At 40.9% G+C, this 19,738-nt stretch carries 21 protein-coding genes and 1 riboswitch; of the genes, 3 read left to right on the top strand and 18 right to left on the bottom strand.

The window, feature by feature from the left end:
* Positions 1-38 precede the first annotated feature (38 nt).
* Positions 39-710, top strand: coding sequence for a glutathione S-transferase (locus NE535_RS16080; RefSeq protein WP_261299627.1), 672 nt, complete (start codon positions 39-41; stop codon positions 708-710).
* 249 nt (positions 711-959) lie between these two features.
* A complete protein-coding gene (locus NE535_RS16075) occupies positions 960-1,160 on the top strand; it encodes a hypothetical protein (protein ID WP_261299616.1) in 201 nt (66 codons plus the stop codon).
* 62 nt (positions 1,161-1,222) lie between these two features.
* Here NE535_RS16075 and NE535_RS16070 read toward each other — a convergent pair whose 3' ends face one another.
* The 10 genes from NE535_RS16070 to hinT form a co-directional block, all read right to left on the bottom strand.
* Complete coding sequence (locus NE535_RS16070) at positions 1,223-1,771, bottom strand: NAD(P)H nitroreductase (protein ID WP_261299615.1); 549 nt, start codon at positions 1,769-1,771, stop codon at positions 1,223-1,225.
* Positions 1,772-1,866: 95 nt separating this feature from the next.
* The gene (locus NE535_RS16065; protein ID WP_261299614.1) at positions 1,867-2,469 is read right to left on the bottom strand and encodes an HvfX family Cu-binding RiPP maturation protein; all 603 of its coding nucleotides are present in this window, start codon (positions 2,467-2,469) and stop codon (positions 1,867-1,869) included.
* Positions 2,470-2,669: 200 nt separating this feature from the next.
* Positions 2,670-3,734: a phosphotransferase gene (locus tag NE535_RS16060; RefSeq protein ID WP_261299613.1), complete on the bottom strand. Its 1,065-nt coding sequence runs from the start codon at positions 3,732-3,734 to the stop codon at positions 2,670-2,672.
* Positions 3,706-4,374 carry a nicotinamide riboside transporter PnuC gene (pnuC, locus tag NE535_RS16055; RefSeq protein ID WP_261299612.1) on the bottom strand — a complete coding sequence of 223 codons (669 nt, stop codon included), beginning with the start codon at positions 4,372-4,374 and terminating at the stop codon, positions 3,706-3,708. Before pnuC ends, NE535_RS16060 begins: the two co-directional genes overlap by 29 nt.
* Before the next feature lie 4 nt (positions 4,375-4,378).
* Complete coding sequence (locus NE535_RS16050; protein WP_261299611.1) at positions 4,379-4,639, bottom strand: hypothetical protein; 261 nt, start codon at positions 4,637-4,639, stop codon at positions 4,379-4,381.
* An 81-nt stretch (positions 4,640-4,720) separates the two neighbouring features.
* Positions 4,721-6,922, bottom strand: coding sequence for a TonB-dependent receptor (locus tag NE535_RS16045; protein ID WP_261299610.1), 2,202 nt, complete (start codon positions 6,920-6,922; stop codon positions 4,721-4,723).
* 59 nt (positions 6,923-6,981) lie between these two features.
* A riboswitch (TPP riboswitch) is annotated at positions 6,982-7,108 on the bottom strand.
* 103 nt (positions 7,109-7,211) lie between these two features.
* On the bottom strand, positions 7,212-7,607 hold the full coding sequence (locus NE535_RS16040; RefSeq protein ID WP_261299609.1) for a YcfL family putative periplasmic lipoprotein: 396 nt from the start codon (positions 7,605-7,607) through the stop codon (positions 7,212-7,214).
* Between the two features lie 22 nt (positions 7,608-7,629).
* Positions 7,630-8,106: a PaaI family thioesterase gene (locus NE535_RS16035; RefSeq protein WP_371931187.1), complete on the bottom strand. Its 477-nt coding sequence runs from the start codon at positions 8,104-8,106 to the stop codon at positions 7,630-7,632.
* Complete coding sequence (locus NE535_RS16030) at positions 8,099-8,611, bottom strand: PaaI family thioesterase (protein ID WP_261299608.1); 513 nt, start codon at positions 8,609-8,611, stop codon at positions 8,099-8,101. The genes NE535_RS16035 and NE535_RS16030 overlap by 8 nt, the downstream gene beginning before the upstream one ends.
* Positions 8,611-8,964, bottom strand: coding sequence for a purine nucleoside phosphoramidase (gene hinT / locus NE535_RS16025; RefSeq protein WP_261299607.1), 354 nt, complete (start codon positions 8,962-8,964; stop codon positions 8,611-8,613). Before hinT ends, NE535_RS16030 begins: the two co-directional genes overlap by 1 nt.
* A 218-nt stretch (positions 8,965-9,182) precedes the next feature.
* Here hinT and NE535_RS16020 point away from each other — a divergent pair, with 218 nt between their 5' ends.
* Positions 9,183-10,943, top strand: a complete 1,761-nt coding sequence (locus NE535_RS16020; protein WP_261299606.1) for a M61 family metallopeptidase — start codon at positions 9,183-9,185, stop codon at positions 10,941-10,943.
* Between the two features lie 188 nt (positions 10,944-11,131).
* Here the strand turns inward: NE535_RS16020 and NE535_RS16015 are convergent, their stop codons facing one another.
* The 8 genes from NE535_RS16015 to NE535_RS15980 all read right to left on the bottom strand — a co-directional run bounded on the left by NE535_RS16015 (position 11,132) and on the right by NE535_RS15980 (position 19,736).
* On the bottom strand, positions 11,132-11,983 hold the full coding sequence (locus NE535_RS16015) for a CsgG/HfaB family protein (RefSeq protein ID WP_261299605.1): 852 nt from the start codon (positions 11,981-11,983) through the stop codon (positions 11,132-11,134).
* Positions 11,984-11,985: 2 nt separating this feature from the next.
* The gene (locus NE535_RS16010) at positions 11,986-12,390 is read right to left on the bottom strand and encodes a curli assembly protein CsgF (protein WP_261299604.1); all 405 of its coding nucleotides are present in this window, start codon (positions 12,388-12,390) and stop codon (positions 11,986-11,988) included.
* 12 nt (positions 12,391-12,402) lie between these two features.
* Positions 12,403-12,981, bottom strand: a complete 579-nt coding sequence (locus tag NE535_RS16005; RefSeq protein WP_261299603.1) for a curli production assembly/transport protein CsgE — start codon at positions 12,979-12,981, stop codon at positions 12,403-12,405.
* Positions 12,978-13,610 (bottom strand): LuxR C-terminal-related transcriptional regulator, encoded by a 633-nt coding sequence (locus NE535_RS16000; protein WP_261299602.1) that lies wholly within the window; start codon positions 13,608-13,610, stop codon positions 12,978-12,980. The genes NE535_RS16005 and NE535_RS16000 overlap by 4 nt, the downstream gene beginning before the upstream one ends.
* A gap of 130 nt (positions 13,611-13,740) precedes the next feature.
* The gene (locus NE535_RS15995; protein ID WP_261299601.1) at positions 13,741-15,405 is read right to left on the bottom strand and encodes a beta strand repeat-containing protein; all 1,665 of its coding nucleotides are present in this window, start codon (positions 15,403-15,405) and stop codon (positions 13,741-13,743) included.
* Between the two features lie 20 nt (positions 15,406-15,425).
* Complete coding sequence (locus NE535_RS15990) at positions 15,426-15,962, bottom strand: curlin (protein ID WP_261299600.1); 537 nt, start codon at positions 15,960-15,962, stop codon at positions 15,426-15,428.
* A 374-nt stretch (positions 15,963-16,336) separates the two neighbouring features.
* On the bottom strand, positions 16,337-18,112 hold the full coding sequence (locus NE535_RS15985; protein ID WP_261299599.1) for a bifunctional protein-serine/threonine kinase/phosphatase: 1,776 nt from the start codon (positions 18,110-18,112) through the stop codon (positions 16,337-16,339).
* Positions 18,113-18,269: 157 nt separating this feature from the next.
* A complete protein-coding gene (locus NE535_RS15980) occupies positions 18,270-19,736 on the bottom strand; it encodes a NarK family nitrate/nitrite MFS transporter (protein ID WP_261299598.1) in 1,467 nt (488 codons plus the stop codon).
* Between the last annotated feature and the right edge of the window lie 2 nt (positions 19,737-19,738).

Below are 19,738 nucleotides of genomic sequence, written 5' to 3'. Positions count from 1 at the left end.
TCTATCCATCATTCATTCTCTGCAAAATATTACAGGCCATTATCATGAACCATTTGTACTCTTTTCGTCGCTGCCCTTATGCTATGCGAGCTAGAACAGGCTTGCACTTGAGCAATCTAAATCCTGAAGTAAGAGAAATCATTTTAAAAAATAAGCCCGCTGAAATGCTTGCCATTTCACCTAAAGGCACAGTGCCGGTATTGGTCTACTCAGATCAAGTGATTGCAGAAAGCTTGGATATATTCCAATTTGCATTGAAGCAGTATCCACAGCAAAACTGCCCATACTTAAATAAAGACCAATACCAAACATTAATTGAAAGTCTCGACTCAAAAGACGCTAAATCGCTTATTCAACAAAATGATGTTGAATTTAAACCTTGGTTAGATAAGTATAAATATGCCGACAGGCATCCGGAAATGAGCCAGATCGCCTATCGGCAACAGGCGGAACTTTTTATTGGCAATCTTGAACAACAACTCAGTCAAGATGCTTTTCTATTTGCAAATCATCCTACTTTTGCCGATTACGCAATATTCCCTTTTATCAGACAATTTGCAGGTGTTGATCCTAGCTGGTTTGCATCTTGTCCATATCCCAAAGTACGCGCTTGGTTAAACTCATTAATTGAAAGCGAGTTATTCAAGCAAGTCATGACCAAATACCCTTTGTGGCTAGATGATAAAAGAACAATCCACCTAAAGTGGTAGCGAGATTAAAATATAAACCGTATCAGTGTCTAAATCGTGGTATTTCTAAAAAATGTAATTAATTTAGATGATTAATCAATTTTATGACTTTTAAATAAGGTAAAAATAGATTAGATTGAGACTTAGTATCAGCAAGATTTAACCGTTAATTGACGTTAGATAATAAGAAGGATTTTTATTATTTGGCACAAATTCGATTAACGATTACACGCTAAAGAGTCATTGCCGTAAAGCAAAGGAAAACATGACATGAATACAATGGATTTAACCCTGATTTTTTTACTTACCGCTGTCGGATTGTTGCACATTTTATTTTGCTACAACGCGATGACGACCAAGGCGCATATCAGCAACTTCAAACGAGGAGTTTGGTGCGGATTAAGTTTGTTTTTGGGGCCTTTAGGGTTTTACCTTTTTCAAAACTCATTACCGTTAGACACACTTGAGTAAACTGCAACATGCCGTTTATCAAATTGCTCATGCCGTTTTACTTAAAGCATGAGCAATACCGTTTATAAAAACCTCGCGAATTGACGCCCTTCTTTTAAAGGCTTGATCGGTGCTTGTACCGAGGGGGTACCAACATACAGAAAACCAATAATCTGATCTTGCTCTGCTAATCCCAGTTGCTGATGGACGTTTCTATCAAAGGCAAAATCGCCCGTCCGCCAAACCGCGCCAATACCTAACGAAAATGCGGCTTGTTGCATGGCCATGGTCGCACATCCTGCAGCAATATGTTGTTCTAGCACGGGGACCTTAGGATGGTCTTGTGTTTTGGCTACAACAGTAATCACCATAGGTGCACGAAATGGCATTTTTTCTGCTTTTTGGATAAAAGCTTCATCTGCATTTGATTGCTCTGCCGCAAAAACAAACACCTTAGCCAAACGACTAAGTCCCTCGTCTTGAGCAATAATAAACTCCCAGGGTGTTAATGCCCCATGATCAGGCACTCTAGCCCCAGCATTGAGAATAAATTCGAGTTGTTCAGAAGAAGGTGCTGGAGCAACTAATCTTGGAGAGGATTGACGAGTTAACAATAATTCAGACGCTTTCAAAGTGTTTATCCTATTGATGCTTATTTGTATGGATAATATCAAATATCCCAGTTTTTGGCTGGGATATTTACAAATTGATTAAGCCTTAAAACCTATTAAGAATCTTTCCGTCCCATATAGCGATGAATATAATAATCTAGGCTAAAATAGCGGCCGCCGCCCATAAAGAGTAATGCGAGCAACATAATAAAATAGGTTATCGCAAATTCAATACCATTGTTCAAAATAACAAAATTACCTGAACTGGTAAGCCATTCATAATTGCCATGCTGTTGTAATATAGATTTCGCTGCAGCAAGTTTTTCACCCGCCTCAACCACTTTATCACTGGCTAACCACGAACTCGCATCAGCAATGGCTAACCAACCATTTGACCAATGTACCGCAAATGCAGCCACTAGCATGGTTATCATAAGCGGCAGCGCCATAAATCGGGTCGCAAGCCCTATTAATAATAACAGCCCGCCAAAAAACTCAGTTCCGGCAGCTAATACGGTCATCAGTTCAGGCATAGGTAAACCCAGTCCCCAATCAGGATTACCAAACCAAGCCGCTGTATCGCCAAAATGAGATAATTTATTATACCCAGCTTGCATTAAAACCGGCGCGAGATAAATCCGCAGCGCTAACGGCGCCAATCCCTCCAAGTAGGATAATTTATTAAGTAAATTCTGATACATGGCAAAGAGTGCTTGCATGCTAGTTCCTTTATGAGATGTATTAATTTGCAGACAAACTTCAATATTCGTTTTGTCTAGTCTATTGGCTAAATTTAAGACTAAGATTAAACATCATCGGAACTCTGTCAGCTTGATAGTGAGTAATTATTAAGACCTGACATAACAGGAAAATATTTCAATGACCCGAAATAAAGTTTTGGGGTGCAGACAAACAAGCCTTAATGGCTATCGATTAAGGCAAAATACTGCTGGAAATAAGCTAAAAATGTCTCTGGTGCAGATTTGGCCATAATTAATGCCCACATTGCACAAAATAACCAGTAACAATTAATCGCATAACCTACACATTGCTGTGCATTTTCATTTAGATAAGGTGAACTCAGTTCTGATTGCCATTTAAAATAACCATCAAGTAATGATTCATATTGTGCTGAAGATAAATCATGGGTAGCCAATATTGAGGCTAAATCAAAAAGTGGATGACTGGTTGCCGCATATTCGAAATCGATACACATCAACTTTGTCGGTGTCTCGCCCGACATCGAATGTTGATTGGAATGTAAAAGGAGATTAAAAGGAGATAAATCACGATGACAAAACGATGGTGTAATTAAACATTTATCCATGGCATTAAACCACAATAGCGCGTCATCAGTTAGGCTGTTAATTTGTTGTAAACACGATTGCCATTGCTTGGAAGGTATTTTATCGGTGACTAATTGTAATTGATACTCTTGCCATTGCTGTAACATACTTACCTGTTTGGCGGGCAAAGGAAGCTTTGCAAGGCTTTGTAAGACAGTTAGCAGATGCTTGACTGGCTCTGTAGTTGAATCATCAATCTTAATTTCTTGCTGCCGAAGAGTGTGATTAGCGTGTGCACAATAAAATTGGCTCCAAGGTTCGGGCTCGCAGATAAACTCACTAAGGTACAATTCATTATTAGCACCGCAAAAATATAATTGCGGCGCGAAACCAATGGCTTGTGCGGCTTGCCAGCTTGTTACTTCATCAACACGGCTACACCAAATTGTCTCTGCGTGATTGACTCTGAGCACTTGCGCTTGCACGCCTGTTTTTGATTGATTTTGAAGCAAAAAGTTTTGATTACTTAATCCTGCTGAAAGCAATTCAACATGGACGCAATCGCTGATTAGTTGACTTAATTTTTCCGCTGGTAGCTGCTCAACTAAAAGCTGAATAACCTTTACTGGTAATCCAGCTAATGCTTTGTTCTCTAGCACTTCAGTGAAATTAGCCATGCTGTTGAGCAGGCTGGGCATCTGATTGAAGATCCCTAACCCACATTTTTCGCCACATAAAATATCCTGCGATTGCCATAAATACATAAACGACAAACAATGCTGTGGTTAACATGAGTCCTTTACTGAAATATAAATAAATAGACACAGTGTTAATCACTATCCAGTAAAACCAATTTTCAAGCACTTTTTTGGCTACTAAGTAGGTAGTCATTACCGCAAAACAGGTTGTTGCTGAATCCAAATATGGAAATGAAGCCTGGGTATAATTGGCCATCAAATATCCAACAACCAGAGAAACGAGTAACGTAATAGATACCAACATAAAATGGGTGCTTACAGGCCAACTGATAATAGGTGAGCCTTTGTCATCAATATGGTGTGCTACTCCATTATCAGGTTGCTGCATCCACATCCAGTATCCATATAACGCCATCGCCATATAATAAATGTTTAGCAGCGACTCCATGAGTAATGAGACTTTCCAAAAAAGCACAGTGTATATTGCCGTACTGATAAATGCCGCTGCCCAACACCAAATATTCGTCCGCATCGCCAATACTAAATACACAATAGCTAATAATACGGCAACCGCTTCCCATGCGGTCATTACCCCCGCATCACTGATAATTTGGCTAATAGACTGGCTAATTTCAGACATATTGCTACTCGCTGTGGGCTAAATTAAGTTCACCACCAATAAATTTACACACAAAAACCGCTTTACCCCACTTTTCATGGGCAGCCTGCATCTCAATAGCCAACATCGACATAACATCTGCATATTCACCACATACTTGTGTTGCCATGGCGTTTGTCACGCGCTCGATATTGCTATAGCTATCAACTCGACCGATGAACCACTTGATTGGGTCCAAATAGTTTTCATTGAATGGATACATGCTAATTTCTGCGGTTAATTTCATCATTACACCTTAAAAATAATTGGCGACACCTAAACAGGTGCCGCTCTGCGCTTGCTCTAGTTCAGCAAGCCATAAATTAAATTACATAAACTTATAGTCGAACGTCACGCCAACCTGACGTGGGTCACCATATCGAATGTACTGTTTGTCAGCCCAATCTAAATCGGGCTCATTACCAAAATAGAAGCCGCGAACGCCATAGTTTTCATCAAATAGATTGCGGCCCCAAAGATAAGCCGACCAGGTTTGTGTTTCATAACCTAAACGGGCATTAACAATATTGTAGGGATCCGATTTTGATTCATTACTATCTGAGTAGTAAAACTCGCTCTTACCACTGGTATTGATATTAGCAAACCAACCTGAGTCAGCCAGATAAGTGATGCCAGCGCTGTAAGTGAGGCTCGGCGAATGAGCTAACTCACGACCAGATAAATCTATGGTATTGCCATACTTGTCTTGATAACTGTAATCACCATATTCGGTTTCTAACCAGCCTACGCTGCCATAAACTTGTAAATTCTCAGTGGCATACCAATTAAGATCAAGCTCAGCGCCATAGTTGCTTGAACTGCCAGCATTTTCGGTAAAGAGAATAAATCGCTGAGGGTTTTCAGGATCTTGTAATGATGCTGCCACTTGTTGGTCTTCTCTATCCATAAAGAACAACGCAAAATTACTGTCTAACACACCATCAAGCCACACCGACTTAAGACCGATTTCGTAGTTATACAAGATTTCGGTATCGAATTCTTTTTTATCGGCCAATTCCGCTGGCAAGGTCATATTAAAACCACCCGCTTTATAACTACGGGCAACTTTTGCATAGGTGTTGTGTGAATCATTTAACGCTTTAGACAAGGCAATATGGCCGCCCCACATGTCTTCAGAAGGCTTGAAGTGATCTTGATTTGTATCAGAGTATTCACTGTCGCGGCGTTCAAAACGAAGGCCGGTCGATAATAGATAATCATCGCCTAAGTGACTGTCTAGCTGAGCAAAAACTGCATAATTTGTCGCTTCGTAATCAGATTGTAATACTTCATCTGGCCAAGTGTTATACTCAGAATATAAGTCGTTATCTTCTTTTAAATTCATGGCATAAACGCCAACTAACCAATCAGTGGAATCATTAAAAATACGGCTGGCTTGATTTGAAGATAAACGAAATTCCTGTGATATTGTTTTACGTTTACCGGTTTTATCCCAAATATAGTCATAAACACATGGCTCTGTGCCAGATTCATTCCAATCACTATCATAAGCTGTGCATTGCTTGCTAGCCCAATAATCAGGGTTAGCCCAATCACCATCATAAGCATGCTGATGATCCGTATTTGCAAATGAGGTTAAAGACGTTAGCTCAAAATATTTAGCGCCTGTATAAGAAAGTTTGAGTCCAACACCTGTGGTTTTCTGATTATCAACACCCGGTTTATCGGTTAAAGTATTTGTGCCATTGTTATCCAATGTCCAAGCATCATAACCATTATCAAAGTCGGCGTATAAGAAGGTTAAATCTGCTTGTAAATCATCCGTCGCATACCAACGTAATTTAGCTCGCGCACTCAATTCATCTCGCTTGTTGGTATCATCACGGTCTAAATAAGTGTTATTTTTGAAACCATTTTGATCATGTTTTTCTACCGACACACGATATAAAAGCTTGCCTGAATCTGTCACAGGTCCTGAACTAAACCCTGAAAACGTCTGTAAGTCATCATCACCTAAACTGACTTTAACACCGTTCTCAAATGTATCTGTCGGGTCATTACTTTTAAGGTATATCAAGCCCGCAAGTGCATTAGCGCCATATTGCGTTCCTTGTGGGCCACGTAATACTTCAACCTGTTGCATGTCATACATACTCGACACCATGCCAAGGCCGGATAAATCGATATCATCAACAATAAACCCGACTGAAGAATTAGGTGCACCTTGGTATTGCTCTTGCTCACCAACACCACGAATTTGGAAGTATTTAGGACGAGAACTGCCCCCTGACCAGTTAAAGTTGGCAATAGAATTTAAAACATCTTCAAAATGTTGCGCCCCCTCATCGGCTAATTGTTGTGCATCAATAACCGTCACGCTTGAAGGCATTTTATCTAAGCTAACATGGCTAAAATCAGCGTTAACGACAATCACTTCCATTTTTTCGGATTCAGGGGCCACACGTTCAACAGACTCAGTTGCGGCCATAAGATTACCAGCATAAAGGGCAGACATAACTGCCAATGCGAGTGGTGTTTTAAGCAAAGATTTTGTTTTTACAGGGAGCATAGGACCTCAAATATGTATTTTGAGATCCGGCAGGTAGCGATAAAGAAGTGCACATCCATGACATCGAAGTGGCCCATTCCTACGCCGGTATTAGCCGGATCAGGTTCTAAGGGTTCATCTTGCGATATCTCAGTTTTCTTAATACTGTCAATGATTGACGTTCAGAAAACACCCCTTGGCGTCAGGGATTATATCTTAAATTTAACAAGGTAACAGACAAAACTAATACTTTTTTATCACTAAAAAATAAAGCCTGATGATCAGGCTTCATTGGCAAGTGAATCAATTTCTAATTAGAAAATGCTTTACGTACATAAACTTCAAATCGACTTGCTGTTGCATTCGGTGCAACGGCATTGACTTGTATTTGTTGCTTACCATGCAATTTTAATGATTTCCAACTTGTCGCTTCATCTTCTATGGTAAAGCCACTGGCATCAAACCAAGTAAACTTGTATTGCAAACGTAAATCAGTCGCCACTAAGCTACTAATTTGCGCCGCGGCTTGAATTAAATCTGCAGACTGACGTGAAGTAATACTTGAAACTGACACTTCACGACTAAACGAGTTGTTATCTACCCGAATCTCGCCCTGCGAGTTAGCCGAAATACCTGAGGTATGATTAGCACAAGCGGCAAGTAATAAGCTGATGGACAATATGATCAAATAGGTAATCTGTTTCATTTTTATTCCTTTATATGTTGACTCAATCAATCAAAAAATGGGCCCTAGCGGTGGCAATTAACTGCTTGCGGTTATTTTGCCAACAGTTGATATTGACATTTGCAACACGTCTACCCTGTCGAGTGATTTTGCACTCAGCAAAGGTATCCTGATGTAAACCCGCACGTAAATAATCGATTGAAAAGTCGACTATCTTAGGCACTTTTTTGGCTTGCATGAATACCATTAATTGCACAATGGCAGACATCTCCATAAATCCTGCTATCACGCCGCCGTGAATAGCCGGTAACACCGGATTACCAATATTGTCATCCTTCGCGGGTAACTTAAACACCATTTCATCGCCAAAACGCGCTACCGACATACCAATAAATTGCGAGTAAGGAACCTGTGCAAGCAAGTAGCTGTAATCATTTAGTTCAATGGCTCTTTTAACCACATCCTGCACATCTAGAGATGGACAATCGATTTGTTCAGAAGGCTTATTCATATCAGTCATTTTTCACCTCTGGCAAATTTCCCATTAAGGCTTGACGAAAATCCTCGCCAACCATTTCAGGGCTAATCCGCATAAATGTTCCCACAGCATGGGCAATCGGCTCATCAATACTGTCTTGATAAGCAATCGCACGGGTGAACGCCACACTTGATGATAAGCGATAACATTCTGCAAAAGCGTACACCGCTTTATGTGGCTCAGCAGGCTTCATGTAATCCACCCGTAAATCGAGGGTGGGAGAGATTTCTAATGATTGATATTTTTTTAAGATGGCGCACACCACGGCAGTGCCGCAAGTGGTATCAATTAAAGTGGTGATCACGCCGCCATGTATCACCCCAGTATCAGGATAGCCGATAATATCTTGACTATAAGGCAGTTTTATCAATACATGATGCTCACTCGCCTCCTGAACTGATAAGCCTAATCGGCGGCATTGTGCTAACTGATTAACAAATCGGGTAGCAACTTCCGTTAATGGAAAAAAATCAGAATTAATTTTCATTAGCCACGGCTCAACATAGGGCCAAGCGGCTTACCACCCAATAGATGCAAATGAATATGGTAAACCTCTTGACCACCATGTTTATTACAATTCATGATTAATCGATAACCGTCTTGTGCAATACCAGCTTCTTCGGCCAACTTTGCCGCTACCGTCATCATGCGACCCAAGGCTAATTCATCTGATGCTTTCACATCATTAGCTGTCGCAATTAAATGATTCGGAATAATCAAAATGTGCGTCGGTGCTTGTGGTGAAATATCACGAAATGCAGTGACTAACTCATCTTGATAAAGAATCTCTGCAGGAATTTCACGACGAATAATTTTACTAAAAATGGTTTCTTCGGCCATTTGCTTGTCCTTTTTGCGATGACTGCGTCTAGATAGCACAATCTGAAAAACATACTTTACGTACCATAGCGTATTTACCAAGATACCGATGGGATTAAGTTTATCGTATTTTTCAATAAAGATAACCGCTATTGGTGGTTTTTAATTAAGTGGGTTTGCGTAAAAGCGCCAATTTTGGCAGCATGTCATCTTTATCGTTTCTAGTGACTGGATTTTCTATGCATCATCATATTCATGCCATCGATCCCAAAGCCCATTTATTTGCCATAACAGCCACGTTAAATAATGCCCGAAACAATCAAATATTCAGTTTACCAGCCTGGCTTCCGGGCAGTTACATGATCCGAGATTTTGCTAAAAACATTATTGATATTCAATTTTTTGATGAAAATAACCTTGCCATTCCCTTTCAACAATTAGACAAACAAACTTGGCAGGTGGCTAATCACACCGCCACTATCACATTACGTTATCAAGTCTATGCATGGGATTTATCCGTTCGTACTGCTCACCTCGATACTAACCATGGATTTTTCAATGGCAGCTCGGTGTTTCTCGCCGCAAAAGGGCTAGAACAAGATAAGCAAAATGTCACTATTGCCCCGCCAGCATTAAGTGAATTATCACAATGGAAAATCGCCACCAGCATGTCACGAGTATCCGGTGAACCATTTGGTTTCGGTGAGTTCAGCGCTGAAAATTATGATGATTTAATTGACCACCCCGTTGAAATGGGTGATTTAACCATTGACACATTTATCGCCGCTGGCGTTCCACACGATATTGTCTTAAGTGGGAAACATCGCGCAAATATGGTCCGTTTGAAGCAAGATTTACAAGCCATTTGCGAGTACCAAATTCACTTTTTTAACACACCAGCGCCGTTTGAGCGTTATGTATTTATGACCACGGTACTGGACAATGGCTTTGGCGGATTAGAACATAAAGCCTCTACAGCATTAATGTGTTCCCGCAACGATTTACCGCTAAGTGAACATGGCGATGTTGATAAGGGTTACCGCACTTACTTGTCTCTTTGTAGCCACGAATATTTCCACAGTTGGAATGTCAAACGCATCAAGCCAGCTCAATTTACGCCGTTTGATTTATCCCAAGAAAGTTATACGGAACAACTATGGGCTTACGAGGGGATTACCTCTTACTTTGATGATTTCATTACCTATCGCAGTGGCTGCATTGATCAACAAAGTTATTTAACGCTACTTAGTGAAACCATGACAAGGGTTTACCGCAGTCAAGGTCGCTTTAAACAAAGTTTAGCGTCATCCAGTTTCAATGCTTGGACTAAGTTTTATAAACAGGATGAAAATGCCGCGAATGCCATTGTAAGCTATTACACTAAAGGCGCGTTATTTGCCTTACTGTTAGACTTAACCATTAGGTTAGAAACCAAGGGAGAAAAAAGTTTAGATGATGTCATGCGACAGCTTTGGCAAGAATATGGTTTAACCGGTATTGGCACAGTCAACCAAAGCCATCAACGTATCGTTGAATCACTGTTAAATCGTAATTGTGATGAACTTTTCAACTTTTTATATCACACCGACGACCTACCATTAGCCCCCTTACTGGCACAAGTCGGGGTTGAGATGCATTTTAGAAGCAGTGAAGGTGCTAACGATAATGGTGGCAGTAAAGCAAAAGGCTTTAATATTGGCTTTGGTGCAAAAGTGAAATCAGAAGGACTTGGGTTAAAAATTATCTCAGTTAATCAACACAGTCCAGCACATCAAGCAGGACTTAGCGCAGGTGATTTACTCATTGCCGCCGACAACTTACAAGTTAATGGACAATTTGAGCAGTTACTGCAGCACTACTCTGTTGGCGAGTCAATCAAGCTACATTGGTTTAGACGTGATGAATTGATGCAAGGTGAGTTAATCATTCAAGCCGCAATAAAAGACACTGTCGCCTTGAGTGTAAAAGATAAGCATCTGGCAACATTATGGCTAGGTTGAGCAGCAAGTAAAATTAGCTCGTTTTACCCTAAAAGTTCCTACATTGAATAATAAAGAATTGAGTGATGGGCTTTAATAGCGAAAGTGTACTCGTTAAAATGTATTAGTCCTGATGTATTCGAACAGGTATAGCAAACAGGCATCCAATTTGGATGCCTGTTAATAAAAACCTAAAAAATCGATTTATGCTAACTTTGCTTGATACGGGCACTGACCTGTTGTTCACTATGAGCCTCAAGCCAATATTTTTGCAGTGTTGGATTTTTAACCCCAGAGGATTGATCTAGTAAACTCCAAGAGCCCTTCCAAATTCCATCTGCAATTAAATGTACCACGGCACTTTCTATTGCTGCGGCAATACATAAACTTACCGGTTCATTTGAGGTATAACCCGCTTCAGCCTCAAGTAACTCTTGCGCATCAATAAACTTGAATACGCCTGCGGTAACTTCTATCGACACCACTGATTTTGTAGTTGTTACGCTGCTAAGTAACCGTCCAGAACGAATATCTACCGCGCGTAAATTAACCGTAATACTATCGACTCGATATTGACCAGAAGCGCCTATCCCCAAATATCTGGCGCCAGCACCGCCGGTTTTAATATTAGTATCATAGGCAACAATCCCACCTTCCATTAAAATCTGTGCGCTATTTAATTGGGGCAATTTACCCGCATCACCATTTAATCCTGCTCTGACAATTTTGCGCTCAGTCAGTAAGTTTTGTAACCCTTCTCGCTCAACCGGTACAAACCAGCTTGAGTCATTCAAGGCTTGTGCTAAAAAAGCCGTACCACTTTGCGGTACTGCGGTTGAGAAGTTGCTGGATGGTATTGGTTTATATTGACCCGTTTGGTCTCTAAAATCATACACTGCGGCAACCATGCTGCCCTGTGGCGGTGGTAAACTGACGAGATCGTAGTAAGTTTCCCCTTTTGGCATCAAACTGGATGATGCTTGAATATTTTCAAACTCACTGTCAATTGATGAGCAGGCTGTAAGTGAAAGTATTAACAAACCGACAAATATCTGTTTCATCTCTAGCCCCCTACCGTGCCATTGCCGACAATACCGCCGACTTCAATGATGGTAGTTTCACCAGACAACAAGTCGGTAATATGGACAATCAATGCACCGTCTTCATTTACCACATTAATTTCAAAGTCATCGGTTTTTAAATAACCTTCACCGCCATTGGCTGCATCATTAAACAACTGACTCATTAATCTGGATTGTAAAGAGCCCGCTAAACGTTCCAGCGCCGTTGGAGCGGTATAACTTGAACCGCCTTGGTGTTCATTTTGCGCAGATGCATTGGCTAAAAGATAACCGCCATTAAGGTAACTCCCACCAAATGCGGGATTCACCGGGGTATACACCAGTTGTGTTGCGCAGATAGGTAAACTCAAGGCTGAAATAGCCAAAGATAGTATTAACTTTTTCATATGCTTTCCCTGCTAAAACTCATCGGATGCAAGATCAGGATCAGAAAATGCATTCCATTGTGCTTGTTGTTGATATTGCAGAAGAGAAACATTCACTCTTTTTGCTGCCATATCGGCTTGTTCGTCTATGTTGCGCGAAGCGGGCGACACAAACGTCACAAAAATAGGTTTTCTATTGTGCAGTACTAAAATTTTACTGCCGCTTCTTGCGGTTGCTTGCTCGACAATCGTTAAGCCACTATGTTCACTCATACCATTAATATCGCGATAAGCACTGACAAACTCGCGATAAAATCTGTGTCCAAACCGAGTCATGGCGCGATTTAAAATAAGGCCATCAACTAAATCGGTTTCACGTTTAGGCTTAGCATCACTGACGTTAACCACTTTATTATCAGGTTGTTTAAGCGAGTTTTCTTGAGCAATAGAAGCCTTCGACTCGGGGACAACATCATCAGGATTAGAGGCGATTTCGGCTTGGGTAAACTCAACGACCTTAACATCAATGGCGCTTTTTTCATCTGCATAGCCGTTATTCACCACTAACATAGCTAAAGCTACTAGCGTGAAAGCTAAGGCAGGGTTGATCACACTCTCACCTCATGAATATGCGTTTGCGCCCAAGCAATTGCTTGACCACGGCTAGACACCCCAATTTTTCTAAATGCTCGGTATAAATGGGTTTTGATGGTTGATTCACTTACAAATAATTGATTGGCAATGTCTAGGTTAGTGCTACCTGATAACAAGGCCTGTAATACTTCACGTTCACGAATAGTCAGTTGATCGCTATCATCGTCGTTATCAACATTAAGCATAGATTGATGTAAATCTTGTGGAATGATGCTACGACCTTTGAGGATTTCATTGAAACCATTGCTCAGCTCAGTCAATGGCGCATCGGAGTAAAACACACCAGACGTAGTAGCAGGATGAACTAAAAACTTAGCATCCATTTGCCTAGGGAAATTAATAAAAACCGTACGAATACCATTGTGCTCACGCTCAATGATGCGCTGAAGTTGATATGCTTGCTGAAGATCTATCGTTGATAAATCAAATATCACTAACGAATTATCTTGAACCGCCAACATTTTCACCATGTTCCCTGGCTGAGCTTTAGCAAGCTTAACCAAAAACTCTTGGGGCCAGCGGCAATCAAGTAAATCTATTAGTAACTGCGATCGTGAAACAATCATCCAATTTACGACTTTAAACATCTGACACTCCATGTGTTCTGTTTGCAAGAATTGATAAAACCAGTAGCAATACTTGGCAAGCTTAACAATGCTTTTACAGTATAACAATTAGCCAAAAGGGTGCTTGCGCACCCTTTGTTAGACTTTTGTACTACATACCTTGTAATACTGTGACAGAGTTACCATAACCCATTGAGGTAACATTGGCAGTGTTACTCGCATCCGTTTGAGTAATAGAAACAGTGTTGTTACCAGCACCATTTACAAAAACATCTGCGTTATGCAATGTACCGGTTTGAGCAATCATAATATCATTGTCAGTTCCAGCCCAAGATTCAGCAATGGCATTGTTAAAATCGCCAGTTTGTGAAATATCTACCTCAGAAGAAAAATCAGCTGAGTCAGCATAGGCTTTGTTATCATTACCTGTTTGTGTAATCGATACTGTGTTTTCAGCACCATACGTACCCGCGCCGATTGCTGATCCATAATAGTTAGCCGAACCTGAAGCGGTATTACCTACATAGTTGCGATCACCGGTTTGATTAATGGTAATTGTATTACTGCCGCCTAAATCAGATGCTGCACCTGCATAGTTAGAGTCACCTAACTGATTAATAGCAATGCTATTTGCATTGCTTGACGCATCTTGATCGACATATGCTGTATTGTCATCACCATTTTGAACAACGGTAGCTGTATCATTTTCACCATTTTGCATCACAGTTGCAAGGTTGCCCAATCCCGCAGCAGAACCACTTTGAGTTACCGTTGCTGTATTACCCAAATTAGATTGGTCAATATCTGCCACGTTATCATAATCAGATTGCGTCACGGTTGCAGTTAAGCCAGTACCCACTTGGTCAATCATGGCATCATTACTAAAGCCGCCTTGAGTAACAGTTGCAACACTACCCGTGTTACCACTTTGATTGACGCTAGCATTACCATCTTGGCCAGTTTGATACACAAATGCATCATCACTATTACCCGACTGCTGTACATTAGCGGTATTGTTTAAACCACTTTGATAAACTTCTGCTTCATTTGAGTCACCTTGCTGGTTAACGGTTGCATCACTTGAGTTTGCCGTTTGAGAAATATAACCACGGTTATTCTCACCAGTTTGGGTTAATGTTGCCACGGTATCATCAGCTGTAGCGTTATAACCAAAGTTAGCTGTAGCTTGGATAATATCGCCATTGTTACCTGCGCCAGTTTGCGTCAGGCTAGCTGAGGCAGCATCTGAAGCATATTGATCTATATAAGCGTTATTACCCGCACCTGTGTTTTGAGTAATGGTTGCATCGGCAAAATCTGACCAAACGTTTTTAATTTCTGCGATATCACCTGATCCATTTTGATTAATGGTCGAATTAGCGGCATCACCATTATCTTGTAAAATGGTTGCAGTGTTGCCGTCACCGGCTTGATTAATATCTGCCGACGCGTTATCACCATTATTGAATTGTTGGTCAATAAACGCACGGTTGTCTACACCATCTGTGTCAATTGTGGCTGTAGCGGTTTGGGTCGCATTACGCTGTGTAATAGTGCCTTCGTTTAATTCACCTACTTGGGTGATGAATGCTTGGGTATTTGAAGTATCGGATTGAGTCACATATGCTTTGTTTTCAGTACCATCTTGCGAAACCGTTGCATCGTTATCATCACTGTTAACCTGCTGGGTTACTACTACAACATTATCCGTACCATTTTGAGTTACATCCGCTTCATTACCATTACTTGTTGCATAAGCACCTGCTGATGCAAATAAAGCTGCCGAAACTAATATCGCTAATTTTGAATGTTTCATCTTTGTCTTTCCCTTTACGCTTAGTTAGATAAATTACCTTGGGTCACAACAACTTGTTGTGATGTACCCCATTGAGTTACACCTACAGCATTTCCGGAGCCGTACTGCTGGATCCAAATCGCATTCTCACTACCGGTTTGATTCACAATCGCAACGTTATCAATACCTATTTGTGTTAAATCAACCATTAGGCTTGCACCCATTTGATTCACTAACGCCACATTATTAAAACCGGTTTGTAATAAATTGGCTTCGATATCACTTCCTGACTGATTGGCAATGGCATAATTATTTGTACCTTGCTGGTTAGCTGTGAGTTGATTATCAAATCCAGATTGAGTTGTTAAAAAATGATTGTTTGTGCCAAGTTGATTGAGATTAACGCTAAGGTCATCGCCAAGTTGAACAACATTGGCCCTATTACCTATCACAGCTAATTCATCAATATCGCTAATATCCTGGCTAAAAGTTGGGAAGGACAAAATGTACATTGCAAGCGCTAACAAACCTGCGTTTGTTTTTATGCCATATGATGTTTGACGCTTAATCAAGGTCATGCTTCCTGCCCTTAGGGGATTCATTAAATCCATTAATGTTAAAACGCAATCAGTTAACTTTTACTGATCCCAGCGCTATCGGTAGTGTCAATATTATGACGCCGCATTAACAACAATGAGTCCACCCGCAGTATGAAAGCAGCATAGACCTTCAGACTAAAAGTCGCCGCCACCCCCCACTTTATTACTAGCTAAAGGCATAATCATTTAAATATCATAGTGTTAAGCAATGCTTAATATGCATTATTTAATAGAAAACGAGGGAGTTGAAGATCTGATGACAAAGGTAATTAATACGTTTTGAAGACTAACATTCTAATTAATAGGCAAAAGTACTCATGCCAGAATGAAGCGCTTCATAATGCTAATTGGGATTAATTAAGTAATGAAATGACCAGAGAGATAAATAAAATAATTGAGGTGACTTGCCAAAATTTAAGTGGGTTTCTATCAATAAGTGGCACACTGACTTTTGTCACGCCCTCCTGTTTGGGGGTGCAAAGCTGGTGAATAAATTCACAGGTATCAGCCTGTCTAAATGCAGGTTCAATGCTCATGGCTTGCTTGAGCACTTTATCCATCCATTCAGGCACCATAGGGTTAAGTTTGTATACGCTGACATAATCTAATTTTAGAAAATCTTGACGTGTATGGCACTTATTTAATTGACCTTTAAAGGGTAATTCGCCCGCTAGCATTTCAAAAGCAATAACGGCAATTGAAAATAAATCAGCCCTACTGTCGGGTTGATAGCCCAGTATCACTTCCGGTGCGGTATAATCAGCGGTACCGAGTATTTGATCTCTAATGAGCGGCGTACTAATTTCTGCGATACCTTTTATGTGGCAAGAACCAAAATCTATAATCTTTACTGTATTTTGACGAGTAACAAAAATATTATCCGGCTTTAAATCTTGATGGAGGGTCTCTTTACGATGAAATGCCCTTACCCCTAGCTCTATTTGCTTCACCAGCCTAAGAACATCTTCCACTGGTGCTTTTTTATGATGAACAAGCCACTCGGCTAAACTCAGTCCATCTAAAAACTCTGTCAGATAATACAAAGCAGATTTAGCTTGCTGTTGCTCAGCAATACTCACCACATAAGGGCTATTGATACGATTACCGACCCAACTTTCTAGCATAAATCGCTCGATATACGCCGCATCATCAAGATAATTCACCGACGGCGTTTTCATACAAAAGGCTTTTCCCTCTTGGTTAACTACTCGATAAACCTGGCTACGCTGCGACTGATGGACAATATGAGTGACTTGGTAACCATCGAGTTTCATGCCTACGTCCATTGGTGGCGGAAAAGGCTTACTGGCTAAACGTTGATAAACATCATCAATCGCCTGACTCGGCAAACGAGCGACATAAAGCAATTGAGCACTTAGATTATCTTTACTCTGAAGTTGCAAGGATTTGTGGACTAATTGATCGCAAAACTGTTCACATTGTTGATCCGATAACTGAGGATGTTTACTCATAAACCCAAGCAAAAAATGGCTCATTTCATGATCGGTCAGCACATCATGGATACCGTCGGTTGTCAGTAAAAAAACATCACCTTGCTCTAGCGAAATAGCTTTGTAATCAACCTCTAAATTAACATCCATCCCTAAAGCTCTGGTCAAATAATGCCGAGTTTCACTGACACTGGTGCTGTGATCGCGACTTAATTTGACTAACTCTCCTGCTCTAAAACGATACACTCTAGAGTCACCGACATGCAGCATATGTGCGGTGCATGATTTAAACACCAATGCAGAAAAAGTACAGACATAACCTCTGCGCGCATCCCTGTAATCTTGCCCCAGCCCATACAACCATCGATTTAAGGAGGTTAATACTTTATTACTTGAGGTTTGTACGCTCCAGGTATCTGGGGTGGAATAATAATCACTAATGAAATTACTCACACTGATGGCTGATGCCTGTGCGCCGTTTTCCGCCGTGCTCACCCCATCGCTGATCACACTGACAATACCTTTAGTGGTTAGCATAAGTCCTGACGGAATACGAATACCCACGGCATCTTCATTGGAAGCTTTAACCCCCTTGTCTGACGCCTGACCGACATGAAGACTCAGCTGATTAGCTTGAAGTGTGGGTAATACATCATCACTGCTTGACTCTAAACTCATGTTTTAAGCTGCCCGTCGATTTGTTTGTGCATACTTATTCTCTACTCATTGGTCACTCATTGACAATGTTAAGTAGGATCAAAATGCCAATGGTCATATCAGTGTTCAACAATGAACCGCGAGCAGTGAACTACTCGCGCTAACATTTGCGGTAAAATTAACTCACACTAATTAAGGTGACTTCACCCTGCTCATTCACTTCAGCAATATGCCCCTTAGGCTCGTTCATAAAGAATAGTGTGATAAAGCCAAATACTGCACTTAAGGCAATGACGTAGAAAAACATTTGGGTTGAAACCATTGAGTAAACCGTTAAAAAGAACACGGCCCCCACGTTCCCATAAGCCCCTGTCATTCCGGCAATTTGCCCTGTTAAGCGGCGTTTAATTAATGGAACAGCAGCAAACACAGCGCCTTCACCACCCTGTACAAAGAATGAACATGCCATTACCACGACCACCGCAACAGGCAGGTTCCAGCTTGATTCAATCTGCGCGACCGAAAAATAACCAACGGCTAACCCTGCAGTTAAAATTAACAAGGTGGTTTTACGGCCAAACTTATCACTTAACCAGCCGCCGCCAGGGCGAGACATTAGGTTCATAAAGGCATAACTTGAAGCCACCATACCCGCTTGTGCCATACCTAATGCAAACGTTTCTGCAAAAAATAATGGTAGCATCGACACCACAGCAAGCTCGGAACCAAAAGTGGTGAAGTACAAGACATTCAATACCGCCACTTGCTTAAATTCATAACGTTCAAATTCAGGGACCTCGCGGGTAAATATATGCTTGTTGACCTGATAGGTTTGATAAACATCAATCACAAATACCACAAGTAATAAACCATAAATAAGCTCGGTGACACTTTGAGTAAACATACTGACACCAGCAGGAGACAGCTTCCAAGCAAGTAATGCTAATGTGGCGTACATTGGGATTTTCATGATGATTAACAACACAAAATCATTTTTACTGGTGACTTCTAATCCACCGCCTTTTTTAGGTTTAAAGTAGGTAGACCCTTTTGGCGTGTCGGTGATATTGAAGTAGTATACAAATGAAAATGCTAAACTCATCAATCCCGTCAAGCCAATGGCAAAACGCCAGCCATTTTCGCCACCAAAAGCTAATGCGACGGCTGGTAAAGTAAATGCGGCAGCAGCTGAACCAAAGTTACCCCAACCACCATAAATACCTTCAGCTGTGCCTAACTCTTTCGCCGGAAACCATTCACTAACAACACGAATTCCGATAACAAAACCCGCGCCAATAAAGCCTATTAAAAAACGGGCTAGCGCAAGCTGTTCAAAAGAGTCCGCTACCGCAAACATAAAACAGGGAATAGAACAGATAGCCAGCAAGGCTGAATAAGTCACCTTAGGACCATATTTATCGGTCACCATACCGATAATAATCCTTGCTGGAATAGTCAGCGCTACGTTTAAAATCAGTAGCGTTTTAATTTGATCCTTGGTTAACCCTAAACTATCAGCAATAACACTGACTAAAGGCGCTGCGTTAAACCACACAACGAAGGTGATGAAAAAGGCCATCCAGCTCAAGTGTAAAACTTTCATTTTTCCAGAAAATGAAAACAGCTTAAATTTTTGTATGCTCATGA

The sequence above is a fragment of the Shewanella holmiensis genome, assembly GCF_025370255.1.
In the GTDB taxonomy this organism is placed as follows: Bacteria; Pseudomonadota; Gammaproteobacteria; order Enterobacterales; family Shewanellaceae; genus Shewanella; species Shewanella holmiensis.
Note: the sequence above shows the minus strand (reverse complement) of the source record. Positions and strands in the feature narration are given on the sequence as shown.